Source organism: Micromonospora sp. (assembly GCF_048594385.1).
In the GTDB taxonomy this organism is placed as follows: Bacteria; Actinomycetota; Actinomycetes; order Mycobacteriales; family Micromonosporaceae; genus Micromonospora; species Micromonospora wenchangensis.
Genome location: NZ_JBMDWU010000203.1, coordinates 1 through 17,549, shown reverse-complemented (window position 1 = coordinate 17,549; position 17,549 = coordinate 1). Strand labels below are relative to the sequence as shown.

Annotated in this window: 20 protein-coding genes; 7 read left to right on the top strand and 13 right to left on the bottom strand. The window is 74.4% G+C overall.

The window, feature by feature from the left end:
* Positions 1-81: 81 nt before the first annotated feature.
* From ACOJTC_RS10910 to ACOJTC_RS10900, 3 genes are all read right to left on the bottom strand, one after another.
* Positions 82-1,044: a DMT family transporter gene (locus ACOJTC_RS10910; RefSeq protein ID WP_420116764.1), complete on the bottom strand. Its 963-nt coding sequence runs from the start codon at positions 1,042-1,044 to the stop codon at positions 82-84.
* Positions 1,045-1,170: 126 nt separating this feature from the next.
* Entirely contained in the window at positions 1,171-1,704 is a 534-nt protein-coding gene (locus ACOJTC_RS10905) for a hypothetical protein (RefSeq protein WP_232378547.1), read from the bottom strand.
* A 61-nt stretch (positions 1,705-1,765) separates the two neighbouring features.
* A complete protein-coding gene (locus ACOJTC_RS10900) occupies positions 1,766-2,635 on the bottom strand; it encodes a PhzF family phenazine biosynthesis protein (RefSeq protein WP_420116763.1) in 870 nt (289 codons plus the stop codon).
* Between the two features lie 33 nt (positions 2,636-2,668).
* Between ACOJTC_RS10900 and ACOJTC_RS10895 the strand changes: the two genes are divergently transcribed.
* The 3 genes from ACOJTC_RS10895 to ACOJTC_RS10885 all read left to right on the top strand — a co-directional run bounded on the left by ACOJTC_RS10895 (position 2,669) and on the right by ACOJTC_RS10885 (position 5,872).
* On the top strand, positions 2,669-3,973 hold the full coding sequence (locus ACOJTC_RS10895; RefSeq protein ID WP_204927359.1) for a magnesium transporter MgtE N-terminal domain-containing protein: 1,305 nt from the start codon (positions 2,669-2,671) through the stop codon (positions 3,971-3,973).
* A complete protein-coding gene (locus ACOJTC_RS10890; protein ID WP_204927358.1) occupies positions 3,966-4,589 on the top strand; it encodes a DUF1003 domain-containing protein in 624 nt (207 codons plus the stop codon). The genes ACOJTC_RS10895 and ACOJTC_RS10890 overlap by 8 nt, the downstream gene beginning before the upstream one ends.
* A gap of 134 nt (positions 4,590-4,723) precedes the next feature.
* The gene (locus tag ACOJTC_RS10885; RefSeq protein WP_204927357.1) at positions 4,724-5,872 is read left to right on the top strand and encodes an Mrp/NBP35 family ATP-binding protein; all 1,149 of its coding nucleotides are present in this window, start codon (positions 4,724-4,726) and stop codon (positions 5,870-5,872) included.
* A gap of 124 nt (positions 5,873-5,996) precedes the next feature.
* On the opposite strand, the gene ACOJTC_RS10880 is transcribed toward ACOJTC_RS10885, so the two are convergent.
* Entirely contained in the window at positions 5,997-6,422 is a 426-nt protein-coding gene (locus ACOJTC_RS10880; protein WP_204927356.1) for a preprotein translocase subunit TatB, read from the bottom strand.
* A gap of 73 nt (positions 6,423-6,495) precedes the next feature.
* Complete coding sequence (locus ACOJTC_RS10875) at positions 6,496-7,845, bottom strand: S1C family serine protease (RefSeq protein ID WP_377687009.1); 1,350 nt, start codon at positions 7,843-7,845, stop codon at positions 6,496-6,498.
* Between the two features lie 329 nt (positions 7,846-8,174).
* Here ACOJTC_RS10875 and ACOJTC_RS10870 point away from each other — a divergent pair, with 329 nt between their 5' ends.
* A complete protein-coding gene (locus tag ACOJTC_RS10870) occupies positions 8,175-8,783 on the top strand; it encodes an O-methyltransferase (RefSeq protein WP_204927355.1) in 609 nt (202 codons plus the stop codon).
* A 95-nt stretch (positions 8,784-8,878) separates the two neighbouring features.
* On the opposite strand, the gene ACOJTC_RS10865 is transcribed toward ACOJTC_RS10870, so the two are convergent.
* Both ACOJTC_RS10865 and ACOJTC_RS10860 read right to left on the bottom strand, forming a co-directional pair.
* Positions 8,879-10,348: a leucyl aminopeptidase family protein gene (locus ACOJTC_RS10865; RefSeq protein ID WP_420116762.1), complete on the bottom strand. Its 1,470-nt coding sequence runs from the start codon at positions 10,346-10,348 to the stop codon at positions 8,879-8,881.
* A gap of 142 nt (positions 10,349-10,490) precedes the next feature.
* Positions 10,491-10,658 carry a DUF3117 domain-containing protein gene (locus tag ACOJTC_RS10860; RefSeq protein ID WP_007455245.1) on the bottom strand — a complete coding sequence of 56 codons (168 nt, stop codon included), beginning with the start codon at positions 10,656-10,658 and terminating at the stop codon, positions 10,491-10,493.
* A 191-nt stretch (positions 10,659-10,849) separates the two neighbouring features.
* On the opposite strand from ACOJTC_RS10860, the gene ACOJTC_RS10855 reads away from it, so the two are divergent.
* Complete coding sequence (locus ACOJTC_RS10855) at positions 10,850-11,668, top strand: PaaX family transcriptional regulator C-terminal domain-containing protein (RefSeq protein ID WP_088647021.1); 819 nt, start codon at positions 10,850-10,852, stop codon at positions 11,666-11,668.
* A gap of 4 nt (positions 11,669-11,672) precedes the next feature.
* Positions 11,673-12,464, top strand: a complete 792-nt coding sequence (locus tag ACOJTC_RS10850; RefSeq protein WP_204927353.1) for an enoyl-CoA hydratase/isomerase family protein — start codon at positions 11,673-11,675, stop codon at positions 12,462-12,464.
* A gap of 35 nt (positions 12,465-12,499) precedes the next feature.
* On the opposite strand, the gene ACOJTC_RS10845 is transcribed toward ACOJTC_RS10850, so the two are convergent.
* From ACOJTC_RS10845 to ACOJTC_RS10825, 5 genes are all read right to left on the bottom strand, one after another.
* Complete coding sequence (locus tag ACOJTC_RS10845) at positions 12,500-13,252, bottom strand: SDR family NAD(P)-dependent oxidoreductase (protein WP_357928912.1); 753 nt, start codon at positions 13,250-13,252, stop codon at positions 12,500-12,502.
* A gap of 64 nt (positions 13,253-13,316) precedes the next feature.
* The gene (locus tag ACOJTC_RS10840; RefSeq protein ID WP_420116761.1) at positions 13,317-13,901 is read right to left on the bottom strand and encodes a hypothetical protein; all 585 of its coding nucleotides are present in this window, start codon (positions 13,899-13,901) and stop codon (positions 13,317-13,319) included.
* Positions 13,898-14,494 (bottom strand): DNA-3-methyladenine glycosylase I, encoded by a 597-nt coding sequence (locus ACOJTC_RS10835; RefSeq protein ID WP_420116760.1) that lies wholly within the window; start codon positions 14,492-14,494, stop codon positions 13,898-13,900. The genes ACOJTC_RS10840 and ACOJTC_RS10835 overlap by 4 nt, the downstream gene beginning before the upstream one ends.
* An 80-nt stretch (positions 14,495-14,574) precedes the next feature.
* A complete protein-coding gene (locus ACOJTC_RS10830) occupies positions 14,575-15,093 on the bottom strand; it encodes an SRPBCC family protein (RefSeq protein WP_204927349.1) in 519 nt (172 codons plus the stop codon).
* A complete protein-coding gene (locus ACOJTC_RS10825) occupies positions 15,090-15,716 on the bottom strand; it encodes a DivIVA domain-containing protein (RefSeq protein ID WP_420116759.1) in 627 nt (208 codons plus the stop codon). Before ACOJTC_RS10825 ends, ACOJTC_RS10830 begins: the two co-directional genes overlap by 4 nt.
* Before the next feature lie 189 nt (positions 15,717-15,905).
* Here ACOJTC_RS10825 and folP point away from each other — a divergent pair, with 189 nt between their 5' ends.
* Entirely contained in the window at positions 15,906-16,775 is an 870-nt protein-coding gene (gene folP, locus ACOJTC_RS10820) for a dihydropteroate synthase (RefSeq protein WP_420116758.1), read from the top strand.
* 83 nt (positions 16,776-16,858) lie between these two features.
* Here folP and ndhC read toward each other — a convergent pair whose 3' ends face one another.
* Entirely contained in the window at positions 16,859-17,236 is a 378-nt protein-coding gene (gene ndhC / locus ACOJTC_RS10815) for an NADH-quinone oxidoreductase subunit A (RefSeq protein WP_420116757.1), read from the bottom strand.
* Positions 17,237-17,549 lie beyond the last annotated feature (313 nt).

The following is a 17,549-nucleotide window of genomic DNA, read 5'->3' as shown; positions in this document are numbered from 1 at the left end:
GTGCGGACGGGTCCCGTGCCCGCCGTTCGGGCGGAATCGCGACGAACGGATCTGCGGCGGGCACCCGCGCCGGGTAGGCGGTCAGGGTGCCGGTGGGGCGGCGTCGGCGGGCAGCGCCGCCGGGGTGGCACGCCGGCCCGTCCGGGCGCCGCCGAGCACCACCACGACCACCCCGGCGAGCAGCAGCGCCAACCCGGGCAACGCGTACGGGCGGGGTAGCTGCCCCAGCCAGGCCCAGGCGATCAGCGCGGCCCCGGGGGCCTCCAGCAGGATCAGCACGCTGATCGTGGTCGCCGACACCCGGCGCAGCGCGTGGTTGAACATCGAGTGGCCGAGCAGTTGGGCGCCCACCGCCAGCCCGACGATCGCCACCCAGGTGCTGGTGGCGTAGCCGTGCAGCCGTACCCCGCCGACCAGGCAGCCGACCAGCAGGATCGCCGCGCACACCCCGTAGCAGATGGTGGTGTAGGTGGCGGTGCTGATGGTGGCTCGGGCGCGTTCACCGAACGCGGTGTAGACGGCGGCGAACATCCCGCCGACGACCGCGAGCAGGTCACCGGCGAGGGCGCGGCCGGAGACGCCGACGTCCGCGCCGGTCGCCAGCACCGCGCCGGTCACCGCCACCCCGATGCCGACCCAGACGGGGTACGACAACCGCCGGCCCTGCCAGCGGGCGATCAGCCCCTGCCAGACCGGTTGGGTGGCGCCCAGCGCGGTGGCCGCCGCGACCGAGGTGAGCTGGGCGCTCGGCATCCAGGTGGCGAAGTGCGCGGCCAGCGCCACCCCGGACAGCACGCAGTACCAGCCCTCGCGGCGGCCCGCCCCCACGGTCAGGGCATGCAGTTCGGCCCGGCGGCGGGCCAGCGTGAACGGGGCGAGCACGGTGACCGCGAGCAGGTTCCGCCAGCACGCCACGGCCAGCGCCGGTGCCGCCGCGAAGGCGATCAGCGGGGCCGACGACGAGACCGACGCGACGGCGAGCACGAGGATGCCGACGGTGAGCGGGTCGACGGGCGGACGCGGCGGCGGTGCGGCGGAGGACACGGTGGGTCATCCTCACACGGACGGCGGCGCTCAGGTGGACGCCGGGCGGCGGGTCGGCGCTGCCCGGCGGTGACCTGGCGTGACGGCGGGGCGCTGGTCAGTAATGCCCGGCGGCGGCCGGGTGGGTCAGCGGCGGCGCACCCGGTGCAGGCGGAACGGCTTGCGGGTGGCCCGGACCACGGCCGCCCCCCGGGGTTCGGCGGCCAGCGAGGTGTCCGGCAGGGCGTCCCCGGCGTCCGGCGTGCCGTCCGGGACGAGCCGGGTCAGCGCGCAGCCGTCGGCCACCCAGCGGGCCACCAGGTCGGCGGTCGGACCGGAGGCGTTGAGCCGCTTCGCCGCCACCAGGGGTGCGGAGGTCTCCCACTCCGGGCTGCCCGGGGCCAGCCGGGTCACCCGCGCCGGCCAGGTCACGATGCGCCCGCCGTGGTCGCCGCGCAGGGTCACCCGGGCGGTGCCGGCGTCGGCCAGCCCCGGCGCGGTCTGCTCCCCCGGCCCGCTGACCACGAACAACGACCCCTCCAGCGGTACGCACCACAGCGCGACCGCCGGCCCGTCGCCGACCCCCACCCAGGCCACGGCGGCCTTCTTGATCGCCTCGTCGACCAGTGGCGTCGACCGGGAGGCGTCCACCTCGTCCGTCACACCCGCATCCTCTCGCAGCTACCACCCGGTCGGCACCCGACCGTCACCACCGGCCCGGACGGTGACGGCGGTGGCCCGGTCACCCGACGAACGGCGGGACCAGGATCTCGCCCCGGGCGACCGGCATCACCTGACCGGTCACCGTCGTGCCGACCACCGTCCCGTCCTCGGCGGTCACCGTGCATTCAAGGGCGGACGGGCGGCCCATCTCCACGCCCTGGCGGACGGCGTACCCGCTGTGGCCGACGCCGGGAAGCAGGCCGCTGGCGACCAGCCACACGCCCAGCCCCAGGGCGGCCGAGCCGGTGGCCGGGTCCTCGGGCACCCCGAGCCCCGGCACGAAGACCCGGGCGTGGGCGGTACGCGTGTCGGCGTCCCAGGAGAAGACGCTGACGTGCTCCACCCCGTACCGCTGCGCGGCGGCCGTGTTGACCCGGGCACGGGCCACCGCGTCGGGGTGCACCGGCAGGTAGGGGAACTCCAGCCCGCAGCCGGCCACCCGGGGGGCCGGGCCGGCGTGGTCGGCCGCGGTGAGCCCGGCCATCTCCAGCAGCGGTTCCGGGTCGAGTTCCGGCCCGAGGGTGGGGGTGCCGCCGGTCAGGGTGGCACCGGTCGCGGTCACCTCGATCGGCAGCACGCCGGCGTGGCACTCCTGGCTGACCGACCCGGCGGGGAACAGGCCCCGGCGGCTGGCGGTCACCGCCGCGCCGACGCTGGGATGGCCGGCGAAGGGCAGCTCCCCGGTCGGGGTGAAGATCCGGGCCCGGTAGGTCGCGCCCACCTGGGTCGGCGGCAGCACGAACACCGTCTCCGACAGGTTGAACTCCATCGCCAGCACCTGCATCTGCTCGGTGGCCAGCGCCTCGGCGCCGAACACCACGGCCAGGGGGTTGCCGGCGAACGGGCGGTCGGTGAAGACGTCCACGATCTCGTAGGCCAGGGTCGACATGGTGATAAACACTAGGCGCTTAGGCTGGTGGCCGTGAGCACGCCGAACCGGGTCTACATCGCTCGACTCGCCGGAGTCGCCGTCTTCGACCCGAACGGCGACCAGGTGGGGCGGGTCCGCGACGCGGTCGCCCGGATCCGGCCGACCCAGCGTCCGCCCGAGGTGGTGGGTCTGGTGGCCGAGATGCCGATGCGCCGCCGGATCTTCCTGTCCATCAACCGGATCACCTCCATCGACGCCGACGCGGTGGTCCTCGGCAGCGGCACCCTCAACCTGCGCCGCTTCTCCAAACGCCCCAACGAGCTACTCGTCCTGCAGGAGCTGCTGGACCGGCGGGTGCAGCTCGACCCGGGCGGCCAGCCCGGCGCGGTGGTGGACGTGGCGATGGAGTGCAGCCGGGGCGGCGAGTGGTCGCTGTCCCGGGTCGCCGTCCGCGAGCAGACCAGCCGGTTGACCCGCCGTGGGCACCTGCACCAGGTGGACTGGGACCGGGTACGCGGACTGAGCGGCCTCGCCGACAACCGGGGTACGGCCAACCTGCTGGCCGTGCTGGAGGACATGCGCCCCGCCGACCTGGCCAACGCGCTGCAGGATCTGCCCGACGCGCGACGCAACGAGGTCGCGGCGGCCCTCGACGACGAACGTCTCGCCGACGTGCTCGGCGAGCTGCCCGAACGCGACCAGGTGGAGATCCTCGCCGCGCTGGACCGGGAACGGGCCGCCGACGTGCTGGAGGAGATGGACCCGGACGACGCCGCCGACCTGCTCAACGAGCTGCCCCCGCCGGAGCAGGACGTGCTGCTGGACCTGATGGAGCCGGACGAGGCCGACCCGGTCCGTCAGCTACTCAAGTACACCTCCGGTACGGCGGGCAGCGTGATGACCTCCGAACCGGTGATCCTGCCGCCGGACGCCACGGTCGCCGAGGCGCTGGCCCGGATCAGGGAGGAGCAGCTCTCCCCGGCGATCGCCGCGCAGGTCTTCGTGACCCGTGCCCCGATGACCACCCCGACCGGCCGCTACCTGGGCATCGTGCACTTCCAGCGGCTGCTGCGCGAACCCCCGGCCGACCTGCTCGGCGGGGTGGTGATCAACGACATCGACCCGCTGCGGCCGACCACCCCGCTGCCGGAGATAACCCGCCGGATGGCCACCTACGACCTGGTGGCGATGCCGGTGGTCGACCGGAACAACCGGCTGGTCGGCGCGGTCACCGTCGACGACGTGCTCGACCACTCGCTGCCCCGGGACTGGCGGGACCGCGACGCCGTGTCCACCCCGGGCGCGGACGAGGCGGAGCCGGACACCACGCCGGTAGGCGGTGACTCCGATGGCTGACCAGCGGCGGACCGAGCGGTTGGACCAGCCGCGTGAGCCCCGGGGCGTCAAGCTGCCCCGGTTCGACCCGGAGGCGTTCGGCCGCTGGTCGGAGGGGATCGCCCGGGGCATGGGCACGGCGAACTTCATCGTCTACATGACGGTGGTGATCGCGTTGTGGTTCGGCTGGAACACCCTGGCCCCGGCGGACCTGCGCTTCGACCCGTACACGTTCACGTTCCTGACCCTGGTGCTGTCGTTGCAGGCGTCGTACGCGGCCCCGCTGATCCTGCTCGCGCAGAACCGGCAGACCGACCGGGACCGGGTGGCGCTGGAGGAGGACCGTCGCCGGGCGACCATGCAGAAGGCGGACACCGAGTACCTGGCCCGGGAGGTGGCCGCGCTGCGGATCGCCCTGGGCGAGGTGGCGACCCGGGACTTCCTCCGCTCGGAGCTGGCCCGGCTGGCCGAGGAGCTGGACGCGGCGGCGCAGCGGCGGCAGAAGCGGGAGTTGCGGCAGCCGGAGCGACCAGTCGGGCGGGGTGAGGGCCGTTCCGGGGGCGAACCACCGCTCGACGAGCCGCGCGACGATCTGGACGGCGACTACGTCCGCGACGGTCACCGCCCGGAGAGCTGAGCGGGCCGGGGTGAACCACCTGATCGTCCGGCTTTGTCCGGTAGGGCGGGGCGGCCCCGGCCGGTCGATCGATTCGCTCACACCCGGCCCCGCTGTTGGCGGACGCCCCGGCCGCCCGACGTAGCATTGCCCGCATGTCAGCTCCTGTCAGCACCCTCTCCGACGCGATCCAGGCCGCGCTGGCCACCGTCAACGACCCGGAGATCCGTCGGCCCATCACCGACCTCGGCATGGTCCGCTCCGCCGAGATCGGCGAGGACGGCGTGGTCCGGGTCGGGCTGCTGCTCACCGTGGCCGGCTGCCCGCTGAAGGACAAGCTGCGCGGGGACATCACCGCCGCCGTCGGCGCGGTGCCCGGGGTGAGCGGCGTGGAGATCGAGTTCGGGGTGATGAGCCCGGAGCAGCGGCAGGAGCTGCAGGGCAAGCTGCGTGGCGGGGCCGCCACCGACGAGCCGGTCATCCCGTTCGCCCAGCCGGGCTCCCGTACCCGGGTCTACGCGGTGGCCAGCGGTAAGGGCGGCGTCGGCAAGTCCAGCGTCACGGTCAACCTGGCCGCCGCGCTGGCCGCCCGGGGCCTGTCCGTCGGCGTGGTCGACGCCGACATCTACGGCCACTCGGTGCCCCGGATGCTCGGCGCGGAGGGCAAGCCGACCCGGGTCGAAGACATGATCATGCCGCCGCAGGCGAACGGCGTGAAGGTCATCTCGATCGGCATGTTCACCCCGGGCAACGCGGCGGTGGTGTGGCGCGGCCCGATGCTGCACCGGGCGTTGCAGCAGTTCCTCGGCGACGTCTACTGGGGTGAGCTGGACGTCCTCCTGCTCGACCTGCCCCCGGGCACCGGTGACATCGCCATCTCGGTCGCCCAACTGCTGCCCAACGCCGAGATCCTGGTGATCACCACCCCGCAGGCCGCGGCGGCCGAGGTCGCCGAGCGGGCCGGCGCGATCTCGTTGCAGACCCACCAGCGGATCGTCGGCGTCATCGAGAACATGTCCTGGCTGGAGCTGCCCGACGGGTCCCGGATGGAGGTCTTCGGTGCCGGTGGCGGCCAGGAGGTGGCCGATTCGCTGAGCCGGACGATCGGCGCGCAGGTGCCGTTGCTGGGGCAGATCCCGATGGACAGCCGGGTCCGGGAGGGCGGCGACGCCGGCACCCCGATCGTGCTGTCCGCGCCGGACGCGCCCGCCGCGAAGGCGCTGCACCAGGTGGCCGACCGGCTGGCGGTACGCCGCGAGTCGCTGCTCGGCAAGTCGCTGGGCCTCAAGCCCGCCGGACGCTGACCACCGGCCCCGCGCCACAGGCCTGATTCACTCACGTGAGCCGATGATGCGGTATCCCCTGCCGGGGATACCGCATTTGGCGCTCCATTGCGGCAGCCGGCGGTGGTCCAGACCGGACGCGGGGTCAGGTGGCGTCGTCGTAGCTGGGGCGGGGAGCCGGGGCGGGCGCGGAGGCGGTGCTCGTCGCGGTGCCCTTGCGGGCGGCCGCCCTCGGGTCGATCCGGTCGGCGACACCCTTGAGTTCCTCGTGCACCCCGGTGACGTCCGCCCGCAGGTCGTCGTAGACGCTCTGGAGGGGCTTGCGGATCGCCTGCTCGTCTTCCTCGCTGAGCAGGTGCTTGCGGATGAACGCCTTCGGGTGGAGGTCCTCCAGCTGGATGTCGGTGCCCAGCTCACGGCTCAGGTCGCCGGTGGCGTTGCGGGCCATCGCCCGCAGGTTGCGCACCAGCCGCAGGCCGTCGCTGATGACGTTGGGCAGCCGGTCCCCGAAGATCAGCAGTGCCAGGAGCAGCAGGACGCCGATCTCCCACCAGTTCAGGTTGTCGAGCACCGCAGGGCCTCCTCGTCACGTCGACCCCAGCGTACGCACGTCAGGGCCCGGTCCGGGAGGGGGTGAACGGCCCTCACTTGGCGTCCGCGGCGAGCGTCACCGAGGCGTTCTGCCGGGTCGACCCGCGCCGGTACTCCACCGTCACCACCGACCCGGGGGCGAACTTGCGGACCAGGGCGATCAGGTCGGTCGGCTCGTTCATCGGCCGGCCGTTGAGCCGGAGCACGACGTCCCCGGCCTTCAACCCCGCCCCGGCGGCCGGACCGGCCGGTTCCACGGCCGCCAGGCGCACCCCCACGCCGGCCCGGGTGGCCGTACCGGTCCCGGCGACCTGGGCCCCGATCACGGTACGTCGGGCCTTGCCCGTGCCGATGATGTCCTGGGTGATCCGTTTCGCCTGGTTGATCGGAATGGCGAAGGCGAGCCCGATGTTCCCCGCCTCCTGCCCCTCCGCCACCAGCGACTTGATCGTCGAGTTCACCCCGATCACCCGACCGGCCGAGTCGACCAGCGGGCCACCGGAGTTGCCGTGGTTGACCGCCGCGTCGGTCTGGATCGCCGCGTAGTAGCGGACCGGCCCGCCCGGCTCCCCCGCCTGCATGGTGCGGTCCAGCGCGCTGATGATGCCGGCGGTGACCGTGTTCGCCAGGGACAGCGGCGAACCGATGGCCAGCACCGGGTCCCCCACCGCGAGCGCGTCGGAGTCACCGAACTCGATCGGCCGCAACCCCGTACGGTTCACCTTGATCACCGCGATGTCCGACTCCGGGTCCTGCCCGACCACCGTCGCCGCCGAGCTGCTGCCGTCGTTGAAGGTCACCGACGCCCGGCCGGTGCCGTCGGCGACCACGTGGTCGTTGGTGACCACGTAGCCGTCGGTGCTGACGACGAACCCGGACCCCTCGCTGGTGCCGGCCGGACCGGCCACCCGGATCGTCACCACGCTGGGCAGGACCCGGCCGGCGACCCCGGCCAGCGAGTCCGGGCGACGCTGGGCCAGCGCGGGCCCCTCGGCCGGGCCGGCCCCCAGGGTGACCCCGCCGCCGACACCGCCACGCACCGCGAAGGCGTACCCGAGGGCACCGCCCAGGGTGCCGGCGAGCAACGCGACGATCAGCGGGACGAGCAGCAGTTGGCGCAGCCGTGGCCGGCCGGGCGCGTCCGGGTCGGTGACCGGCTCCGGCGCGGCACCGGTGGCCGGCACGCTCGGCAGCACGACCGCCGCCGGGGCGTACGGGTCCCGCCAGGGGTCGGCGAGCGCGTCCGACCACCACGGCGACGTCGACCCGCCGTACGGTGCAGCCGACCCGCCGTACGGCGTCGTCGGGGCCGTCTGCGGCGGACCGGGCGGCGGTCCCGCCGAACCCGGAGTCCCGCCGGGCGCTCGCCACTCCCAGCCGTCGGTCACGTCGGTGCCTCCCAGTCGTCCCCCGGTGCCCCGGACCACGACCGGGGGTGGCGGTCACGGCGCAGGGGGCACCCCGTCCAGGATTGCACGGATGCGCCGGGCGGAGTCAGCTCTTGTCCGCCCGCACCCGCGCACCGCCCGGCTCCGCGCCACCCGGACCGGTGCGCCTACCCCGTCCACACGCCAGCGCCGCCGCGCCACCCGGGCCGTCACGGGTGGACTCGCGGCCGAAGGAGCCTCGCCTCTAGGCTCATAGCGCCCACCCGCTCCGCACAACCATCGCCACCGCCCGGAGGTGTCCCATCGCCACGGTCGCCAGTTCCGGCAGCCCGACGGCGCAGTCGTTGCAGTTCGCCGAGTCGTACGTCGGCGAGGACATCGTCCTGGCCACCGCCCGCAGCCTCGCCCGGGAGGTCGGCCTCGACGCGGTCACCCCCGGTGCCGGGGCGGCGCTGCGCCTGCTCGCCGCCGCCGGCAACGCCCGCGCGGTGGTGGAGATCGGCACCGGCACCGGGGTCAGCGGGGTGTGGCTGCTGCGCGGCATGCGCGCCGACGGGGTGCTCACCACCATCGACGTCGAGGTCGAGCACCAGCGGATCGCCCGGCGGATCTTCGTCGAGGCGGGTTTCCCGTCCGGCCGTACCCGGATCATCACCGGCCGGGCGCTGGACGTGCTGCCCCGGCTCGCCGACGGCGCGTACGACCTGATCTTCGTCGACGGTGAGACGACCGGCTCGGCCGCGTACGTCGACGCCGCCCTGCGGCTGCTGCGCCCCGGTGGGGTGCTCGCCCTCAACGGCGGCTTCGCCGGCGGCCGGATCGGTGACCCGGCCGCCCGGGACGCCGAGACGGTGACCATGCGGGAGACGGTCAAGGCGATCCGGGAGGCCGAGCAGTGGATTCCGGCCCTGCTCCCGGTCGGTCACGGCCTGCTGGCCGCGGTCAAGTGCTGACCACGACCGGGCGCTGACCGGCGGCCGGAAACCGGCCACGGCCGGGTGCCGACCGCGTCGGGACGCAGGGCGCGGGCACCCGGCCGGGCGGCCGCTCAGTCCAGCGTCGCCAGCCAGCGCAGCAGGCCCCGCACGCCCCAGCCGGTCGCGCCCCGGGTCAGCTCGGCGTCGTCGCCGTCGGCCCAGGACGGCGCGGACATGTCGATGTGCAGCCAGCGGTCCCGCAGCTCCCCGGTGAACTCGCGCAGGTAGAGCGCGGCCATCACCGAACCGGCCCCCCGGTCCGGGGAGCTGTGCCGGTCGGCCAGGTCGCTGCCGAGGTGTTCGAGGTAGTCGGCGGGCAGCGGCATCCGCCAGGCCGCCTCGCCCGCGTCGGCGACGGCGGCCAGCACGGCGGCGGCCAACTCGTCGTTGTCGCTGTACAGCGCGCCGGTCCGCTTGCCCAGCGCCACCGCGTTCGCGCCGGTCAGGGTGGCCAGGTCGATCAGCAGGTCGGGACGGAGTTCCCGGGCCGCGTAACCGAGCGCGTCGGCGAGCACCAGCCGCCCCTCGGCGTCGGAGTTGGTGCTCTCGCTCGTCGTCCCGTCGTAGTGCCGGATGACGTCGCCGGGGCGGAACGCCGACCCGCTGACCATGTTCTCGGCCAGCGGGGTCAGGGCGGTGACCCGGACGGGCAGCCGCAGCGCCGCAGCGCCCAGGGTGGCCGCGACCACCGCCGCCGCGCCGGCCATGTCCTTGCGCATCAGCTTCATCGCCGGCACCGGCTTGATCGAGATGCCACCGGTGTCGAAGGTGATCCCCTTGCCGACCAGGACGACGTGCTGCCGGGCGTCGGCGGGCCGCCAGTCCAGCTCGACCAGCCGGGGGCCGCTGGCCGAGCCGGCACCGACGGCGAGGATGCCCCCGAAGCCCTCGTCCGCCAGCTCCTGCGGCCCGCGTACCCGCAGGTGCAGGTCGGGGTGGTCGGCGGCGGCGTCGGCGACCTGGGCGGCGAACCACTGCGGGGTCTTCACCGCCGAGGGGGTGTTGGTCAGGTCCCGGGCGAGGCGGGTCATCGCGGCGGTGGTCCGGGCCGTCTCGACGGCCCCGGCGTACGCGTCCGGCGTGGTGGTCAGCAGGGTCACCGCGGTCAGCGCGGGCGTCGTCCCCGCCCCGGTCAACCGGAACCGGTACGAGGCGAGCAGCAGCCCCTCGACGACGGCCCGGACGACCTCGGCGGACGCGTCGACCGGCACCGCCAACGTGACATGTGTCTCAGCTACGGCGGCACGGGCCAGGGCGGCCCCGGCCGTCCGCCAGGCCCGTTCCCCGCCGTCGCCCACACCGAGCAGCAGCAGCCGGGCCGGGGAACCACCGGGGCGGAGCTGGGTCAGTGTCTCGCCCGCCCGCCCGGTCAGCCGGGTCACCGGCAGCAGCTCCCGCGCCTGCGCCCGCACCTCGTCGGTGGGTGGCGACGCGGTGGCGACCAGCGCCGGCGCGGCGTCGTCCGGGTCGGTGGCGGCGCGGACGGGCAGGACGAGGACGTCCGACCCGTCGAGGGTGGCGGCGAGACTGATGGCGAGCACGCTGGACCGTACCTCCGGAGAAGTTGGCGGTGCGGGACCTCGACGACCCGCTGGGGACAGACGAAGTCCCTGAGTCACCGGCGGTGCCGGTGACTCAGGGACCAGGGACCTTCCGCGCGGCACCGCGCGGAGCGTCGGCCGATCAGCCGGCAGCCGCCTTCAGCGCGTCACCGAGTGCGTTGGCCTCGTCGGGAGTCATCTCGACGACGAGCCGGCCACCGCCCTCCAGCGGGACCCGCATGACGATGCCCCGACCCTCCTTGGTGACTTCCAGCGGACCGTCGCCCGTCCGCGGCTTCATCGCCGCCATGTTGTCTCCCCTCAGACCTATACATCAGGGTCGGTGTACTGCCCCACAGCCACTTCGTGTCGACCACCCGCAAGGTACGCGGGGGCGTCGACCACGATTTTCCCTGATGAACACCGCCGGACCCAAACCGGAGCAGCATTGATGTAACAGCATCTAGCTTATCTTGAGAAGGCCTGTCACAATGTGCGGTCATGCAGGCACGGTCGGCACTCTTCGACCTGTACGGCGACCATCTCCGCACGCGGGGTGGGCGCGCACCGGTCGCCGCCCTGGTGAAGTTGCTGGCCCCGCTCGGCGTCGCCCCGCCGGCCGTCCGGACCGCCGTGTCCCGGATGGTGCGCCAGGGCTGGCTGGAGCCCCTGCGGCTCGCCTCCGGCCCGGGGTATTCGATCACACCGAAGGCGGTCCGTCGGCTCGACGAGGCCGCCGCCCGGATCTACCGCACCGGCCGGATCACCTGGGACGGGCGGTTCGACCTGCTCGTCCTGTCCACCCCGACCGCCCGGCGCGACCGGCAGCGGCTCGCCGCCAACCTCAGCTTCCTCGGCTACGGCACCCTCGACGAGCACACCTGGGTGGCGACCCGGGCCAGCGAGGACGTCGACCTGCTGCTGGAGGAGGCCGGGGTGCGCTACGAGCGGTTCACCGCCGCGCACGCCGCCGGCACCCCCGGGGCGATGGGCGTGGTCCGTCGCGCCTGGGACCTCGGCGAGATCGGGCACGCCTACGAACGGTTCGTCGCCGAGCAGCGCGCACAACTCGCCGGGGTGACCGTACGCAGTGGTGACGAGGAGGCGTACGCGGCCCGGTTCCGGCTGGTGCACGCGTGGCGTACCTTCCTGTTCCAGGACCCTCAACTCCCTCCGGCACTGCTACCCGAACGCTGGCCCGGCACCGCCGCCGCCAGCTTCTTCGACCGGCACGCCGCCCGGCTCCGGCCGGCCGCCGACCGGTACGTCGAGCAGTGCCTCGACGCCGGCAACCGGGTCCCCCGACAGAAGGGCCGTTAGAGACGTGACCGAGCCGCTGCTCGTCGACCGCACCGATGGCGTGGTCACCCTGACCATGAACCGCCCCACCGCCATGAACGCCCTCGACGTGGCGCTCAAGGAGGCGCTGCGGGACGCGCTGGCCGCGCTGGAGACCGACCGGTCCTGCCGGGCGGTGGTGCTGGCCGGGTCGGGCGGCTCGTTCAGCGCCGGCCAGGATCTGCGCGAGCACGTGCAGATCCTGGAGTCGCCGGGCCGCGACCCGCTGGACACCGTCCGGGCGCACTACAACCCGATCGCCGCCCGGCTGGCCAACCTGCCCAAGCCGGTGGTCGCCGCCGTCCGGGGCATGGCCGCCGGGGCGGGCGCCTCGCTGGCGTTCCTGGCCGACTTCCGCATCGGCGGGCCGAAGACGAAGTTCCTGATGGCGTTCGCCGGGGTGGGCCTGGCCGCCGACACCGGGGCGTCCTGGACGCTGCCCCGGCTGGTCGGCCACGCCAAGGCCGTCGAGCTGCTGATGCTCGCCGAGCCGGTCTCCGCCGACGAGGCGTGCCGGTTGGGCCTGCTCACCCGGCTGGTCGACGACGACGAGCAGGTGCTGCCCACCGCGCACGAGCTGGCCGCCCGGCTCGCCGCCGGCCCGACCGTCGCGTACGGGGCGATCAAGCGGCAGCTCTCCATCGCCGACGCGGGCACCCTCGCCGACGCCCTCGCCGCCGAGGCGCAGGCCCAGTCGATCTGCGGGGGCACCGCCGACCACCGGGCCGCCACCATCGCCTTCGTCAACAAGCAGAAGCCGGTCTTCCAGGGCAACTGAGCCGCCCGGCCGGGCGCGCGGGGACATGCCGGCCGTCAGCGGGCCACGTACCCGCCGTCGATGGGCACCGTGTGGCCGGTGATCCAGGCCGCGTCGTCGGAGCAGAGGAAGAGCACCACGCCGGCCACGTCGTCCGGGCTGGGGATGCCGGGTTTCGGGTTGAACGACTCCATCCGGGCCCGCATCTCCGCCGGGTCCGGCGCGCTGTCGATGAAGTGCTGCACCAGCGGGGTCATCACCACCGTGGGGGCGACCGCGTTGACCCGGATGTTGCGGGCCGCGTACTCCACCGCCGCCGAGCGGGTCAGCCCGACGATGCCGGCCTTGGTGAAGGTGTACGGGGAGATGTTCTCCTGCGCCGCCAGGCCGGTGGTGGACGAGGTGTTGACGATCGCGCCCCCGCCGCCGCGCAGCATCGCCTCGATGCCGTACTTGAGCACGTGGAACACGCCGTCACCGTTGATCCGCCGGACCTTCTGCCAGTTCTCCACGTCCATCTCGTGCAGGGGCTGCTGCCGGCCGTCGATGCCGGCGTTGTTGAAGATCAGGTCGATCCGGCCGTAGCGCCGAACCGCGTCGGCGACGCCCTGCTCCACCGCGTCGGCGTCACCGGTGTCGACGGTGACCGCGAGGGCGTCGGGCAGGTCGGCGGCGAGCCGCTCGGCACCCTCGGTGTTGATGTCGGCGACCACCACCCGGGCCCCCTCGGCGGCGAACCGCCGGGCGGTGGCCTCGCCGAGCCCGGAGGCACCACCGGTGACGAATGCGACCTTGTCCTGGAACCGCATCGGCCCTCCCTCGACCGGCCGACCGGGCGTCGGCACCGGTGCGCCATACCCGGTGGGTGGGCGGCTAGTCGTCCTCCTCCGGGTCCTGGTTGGCCTCGACGCCCAGCACGAACGCCTGCATGGCCAGCTCGTCGCCGCTGGGCGAGACGAACGCGGGCAGCTCGGCCGGGCCCAGCTCCTGCACGTACGACCAGAAGAGCCGGACCGCCTCGGCCCGCGACTCGGCCTCGATCGGCAGGTCGAGGCTGACCAGCCAGGTCCGGCGCGACGGCGGCGGGCCGAGCCGGTCGACCAGCTCCCGGTAGGTGCCCGGTTCGAGCGGGGTGACCGGGCCGGCGACGGCCACCTGCCCGGCCGGCACCGGCGCGTCGAACGACCGTCGGGTGTAGGTCACCAGCAGCGCCCGCCCGTCGTGGCGGGCCACCCGGCCCAGCGCCACCAGCCGGGGCGGCCCGTCGGCCAGCACCGCCACCCGGTCACCGGGACGCGGGGCGGGCCCACCGGCCGGAACGGCCAGCTCCAGGGTCTCGTGGTGGACGAGGCGCTCGGCGTCGTGCCGCCCGGCCGGGAGCAGCACCGCCCAGGCGTCGCCGTCCGGCCCGCCGTCGACGCCCGTCGGGCCGGTGCTGCGGTGGTCGGTCACTGTCATGCCCCCATCTGATCACGGGCCACGGCGGTGCCGGCGTGGCAGCCCGCGAGATGGTCGTCGACCATGCCGGTGGCCTGCATCAGCGCGTACGCCGTGGTGGGGCCGACGAAGCGGAAGCCCTGTTTCTTGAGTGCCTTGGCCAGCGCGACGGACTCCGGCGTCGACGCCGGCACCTCGGCGAACGACCCGAGCCGGGCCGGCCGGGGCGGTGGCGCGTACGACCAGAGCAGCGCGGAGAGCCCGTCGGGCAGGGTCAGCGCGGCACGGGCGTTGGCGATCGCCGCCTCGATCTTGGCGCGGTTGCGGACGATGCCCGCGTCGGCGAGCAGCCGGGTCACGTCCGCGTCGCCGAAGGCGGCGACCCGCTCGATCCGGAAGCCGGCGAAGGCGAGCCGGAACGCCTCGCGTTTGCGCAGGATGGTCAGCCAGGACAGCCCGGACTGGAACGCCTCCAGGGTGAGCCGCTCAAAGAGGGCGTCGTCGCCGCGCAGCGGGCGGCCCCACTCGGTGTCGTGGTAGATCGCGTAGTCCGGAGTGCTCGCCCCCCAGGCACAGCGGGGCAGGCCGTCGGGGCCGGTCACCAGGTCAGTCACCCGTCACACGCTAGGCCAGGGCCCTGACACGCAGCGTCGGGGCCGGGGTGGTGCGGCCCGGCCGATCCCGCTCCGCAGCGTCAGCGGGTGGACGGGCGGGGCAGCCGGCCGGACTCGACCAGCCGGGCGAAGCGTTTCAGGGCCAGCGTCAGGCTGGCCTTGGAGCCCGGCCAGAGCAGCGGCCAGGCGACCCGGCCGGCCGCGCCGCCGGGCAGGTGGAACCACTCGTGCCAGACCACCTGGGTGCGGTCGTCGGCCAGCGGGGTGCAGCGCAGCACCCCCGGGCCGCGCAGGAGCTTGCCGCAGTGCACCACGCCCACCTCGTAGGGGGCGTCGACCCGGACCACCCGCATCTCGTCGCGCAGCGCCGCCGGGCCGAGCGCGGTGACCGCCTCGACGAGGCTGCCCTCGCCGCCGTCGCCCTCGACCACCCGGACCCGGGTCAGCGGGATCCAGTCGGACTGCCCCTCCCAGTCGGTCAGCGCGGCGAAGACCCGCTCGGCGGGGGCGTTGACGATCACCGTGGCGGTGAACTCGCCGGCTCCCGGCTGGGCCGCCTCGTCGGCCAACCCGCCGCCCGCCGGGTCCGGTCCGGTCACACCGGCTCCGAGCGGACCGCCGCGCCGCCGGGACGGTCGGCGTCGGTCTTCCCGGCCGGCTCCCCCGACCGGTCGTCCCCGGGACGGTCGCCGGTCGGGGTGACGTCGTCGGTCGGGGTGACCTCGTCGGTGGCGTCAACCGACGGGTCGGCGTCGGCCGACGGGCGGACACCGGGGGTCGCCGGCTCCGTCGGCGCGGCCCCGGTGGTCGGCCCGTCCGGGTCGGCAGACACGTCGGCGGGCGTCGGGGAGGCGTCGGACGCCGTGCTCGCGGCCTCCTCCCGGGTGCGGCGCAGCGCGTCGGCGTCGGCGGTACGGCCCTCCCGCAGCGCGACGATCTCGGCCTCCAACACCCCGATCAGCTCGGTCTTGTACCCGATGTCGTAGCCGGCCCGGCGCATCGCCTGGTCGACCTGGTCCATCCGGTAGCCGCGGAGGGCGGTGTCGAAGCGCAGCGCGCCGACGTCGGACTCCCGCAGCGGGCGGCCGCCCGGCAGCGGGACGGCTCTGCCGTCGGGCTCGGCGGGCGCGAGGCCGTCCCGACCCGAGATCAGCACCGTCACGCCGAACACGACCGCCGCCACGGTCAACGCGACGACCAGAATGAGCAGAGTCTGACCCATGCAGAGATCGTGGCACGGGGACACCCTCCGGAGCGACCCCAACCACCATCATCGTCACCGATCTTTCGGCCGGGACGGCCCGGCGACGGGCCGGGTCGTCGGGGTCGTACCGCCCCGGGGGCGGGTCGGGCGACCGGATAGCGTCGGCGTCGGCCGGGTCGTCCGGCCGGTGACCTGCGGGAGGCGGAATTGGCCGGGGCGCTGCGACTCGGGGGGCGGACCTTCGCCCCGGGCGAGCCGGTGGTGATGGCGATCGTCAACCGGACGCCGGATTCGTTCTTCGACCGGGGCGCGACCTTTGCCCAGGACAGCGCCCTGCGCGCGGTGGAGCGGGCGGTCACCGAGGGCGCGGAGATCATCGACATCGGCGGGGTGAAGGCCGGGCCGGGCGACGAGGTCGACGTGGCCGAGGAGATCCGCCGGACGGTGGACACGATCGCCGCCGTACGGGCCGCGTTCCCCGAGGTGGTCATCTCGATCGACACCTGGCGGGCCGAGGTGGCGGTGGAGGCGGTGGCGGCCGGCGCGGACCTGCTCAACGACACCTGGTCCGGGGCCGATCCGGCGCTCGCCCGGGTGGCCGCCGAGACCGGCGTGGGGCTGGTCTGTTCCCACGCCGGTGGGCTGACGCCCCGGACCCGGCCGCACCGGGCCGCCTTCACCGACGTGGTCGCCGACGTGGTCGCGACGGTGACCGGGCTCGCCGGGCGCGCGGTGTCCCTGGGGGTACGCCCCGACGGCATCCTGATCGACCCGGCGCATGACTTCGGCAAGAACACCAGGCACTCGTTGGAGATCACCCGCCGGTTGGCCGAGCTGGCCGGCACCGGCTGGCCGCTGCTGGTGGCGTTGTCGAACAAGGACTTCATCGGCGAGACGCTGGACCTGCCGGTGCCGGAGCGGTTGGAGGGCACCCTGGCCGCGACGGCGGTGTCGGCCTGGCTCGGCGCGCGGGTGTTCCGCGCCCACCAGGTGCTGCCCACCCGGCGGGTGCTGGACATGGTGGCCTCGATCCGGGGCGACCGGCCGCCGACGCTCACCCGCCGCGGCCTGGCCTGAGACCGGTCACCGGGTGACCCGACCCGCTGCGGTGGTCAGGCCCGGCCGGTGCGGTGGTCGGCCCGGCCCCGCCAGCACGGTGGTCAGGTCCAGTGCAGGATGCGCTTGCGCCAGGCGTAGAGGATGCCGAGCGCGACCACGGCCACGAAGACGCCCATCTCGGCGACCGTGACCGCGCCGAACCCGGGCCGGTCGAAGACCATCGCCCAGGGGAAGAGGAAGACCGCCTCGACGGCGAAGAGCACGTAGAGGTACGCGTACACGTAGTAGCGGATCTGCATCTGCGCCCAGTCGCCGCCGACCGGGTCGAGGCCGCACTCGTAGCCGGTCCGTTTGCCGACCGGATCGGCCGGCCGGCGGGGACGTAACACCCGGTTGGCCGAGAACGCCGTAACGAAGAAGAGGACGGCAGCGAGCAGCAGCAGCCCGAGCGTCGCGTACGAGCCCAGGTAACCGGTCACGGTGGCTCAGCCTACCGGGCGGCGGGCCGCACCGGAGGAGGCGAGGGCGGGCCGGCCGTCACCGAATATTTTCCGCCGGTACTAGTGCCCCGCCGCAACTGTTGCCGAATAATGAACTCTCACCCAGGGTCACGGAGGTCAGATGCCCGGCGTGGACGCGCGTACCGTCCGACGGTCCCTCGCCCGGCGTACCCCCGCTCTGGTCGTGGCGACCCTGGCGGCCGGGCTGGCGGTCGCGCTCGGGGTGACCCCGGGCCTGGCTGCCCCACCCACCGTGACCCTGGCGGTGACCGACCCGACCGACGTCGGGACC

Excerpts from the sequence above, each read along its gene's own strand:
- ACOJTC_RS10900 (WP_420116763.1), bottom strand. The coding sequence starts at position 2,635 with ATGTCGACCCTGGCCTACGAGATCGTGGACGTCTTCACCGACCGCCCG.
- ACOJTC_RS10890 (WP_204927358.1), top strand. The coding sequence starts at position 3,966 with ATGGCTGACCAGCGGCGGACCGAGCGGTTGGACCAGCCGCGTGAGCCC.
- ACOJTC_RS10885 (WP_204927357.1), top strand. The coding sequence starts at position 4,724 with ATGTCAGCTCCTGTCAGCACCCTCTCCGACGCGATCCAGGCCGCGCTG.
- ACOJTC_RS10860 (WP_007455245.1), bottom strand. The coding sequence starts at position 10,658 with ATGGCGGCGATGAAGCCGCGGACGGGCGACGGTCCGCTGGAAGTCACC.
- ACOJTC_RS10855 (WP_088647021.1), top strand. The coding sequence starts at position 10,850 with ATGCAGGCACGGTCGGCACTCTTCGACCTGTACGGCGACCATCTCCGC.
- ACOJTC_RS10845 (WP_357928912.1), bottom strand. The coding sequence starts at position 13,252 with ATGCGGTTCCAGGACAAGGTCGCATTCGTCACCGGTGGTGCCTCCGGG.
- ACOJTC_RS10840 (WP_420116761.1), bottom strand. The coding sequence starts at position 13,901 with ATGACAGTGACCGACCACCGCAGCACCGGCCCGACGGGCGTCGACGGC.
- ACOJTC_RS10825 (WP_420116759.1), bottom strand. The coding sequence starts at position 15,716 with ATGGGTCAGACTCTGCTCATTCTGGTCGTCGCGTTGACCGTGGCGGCG.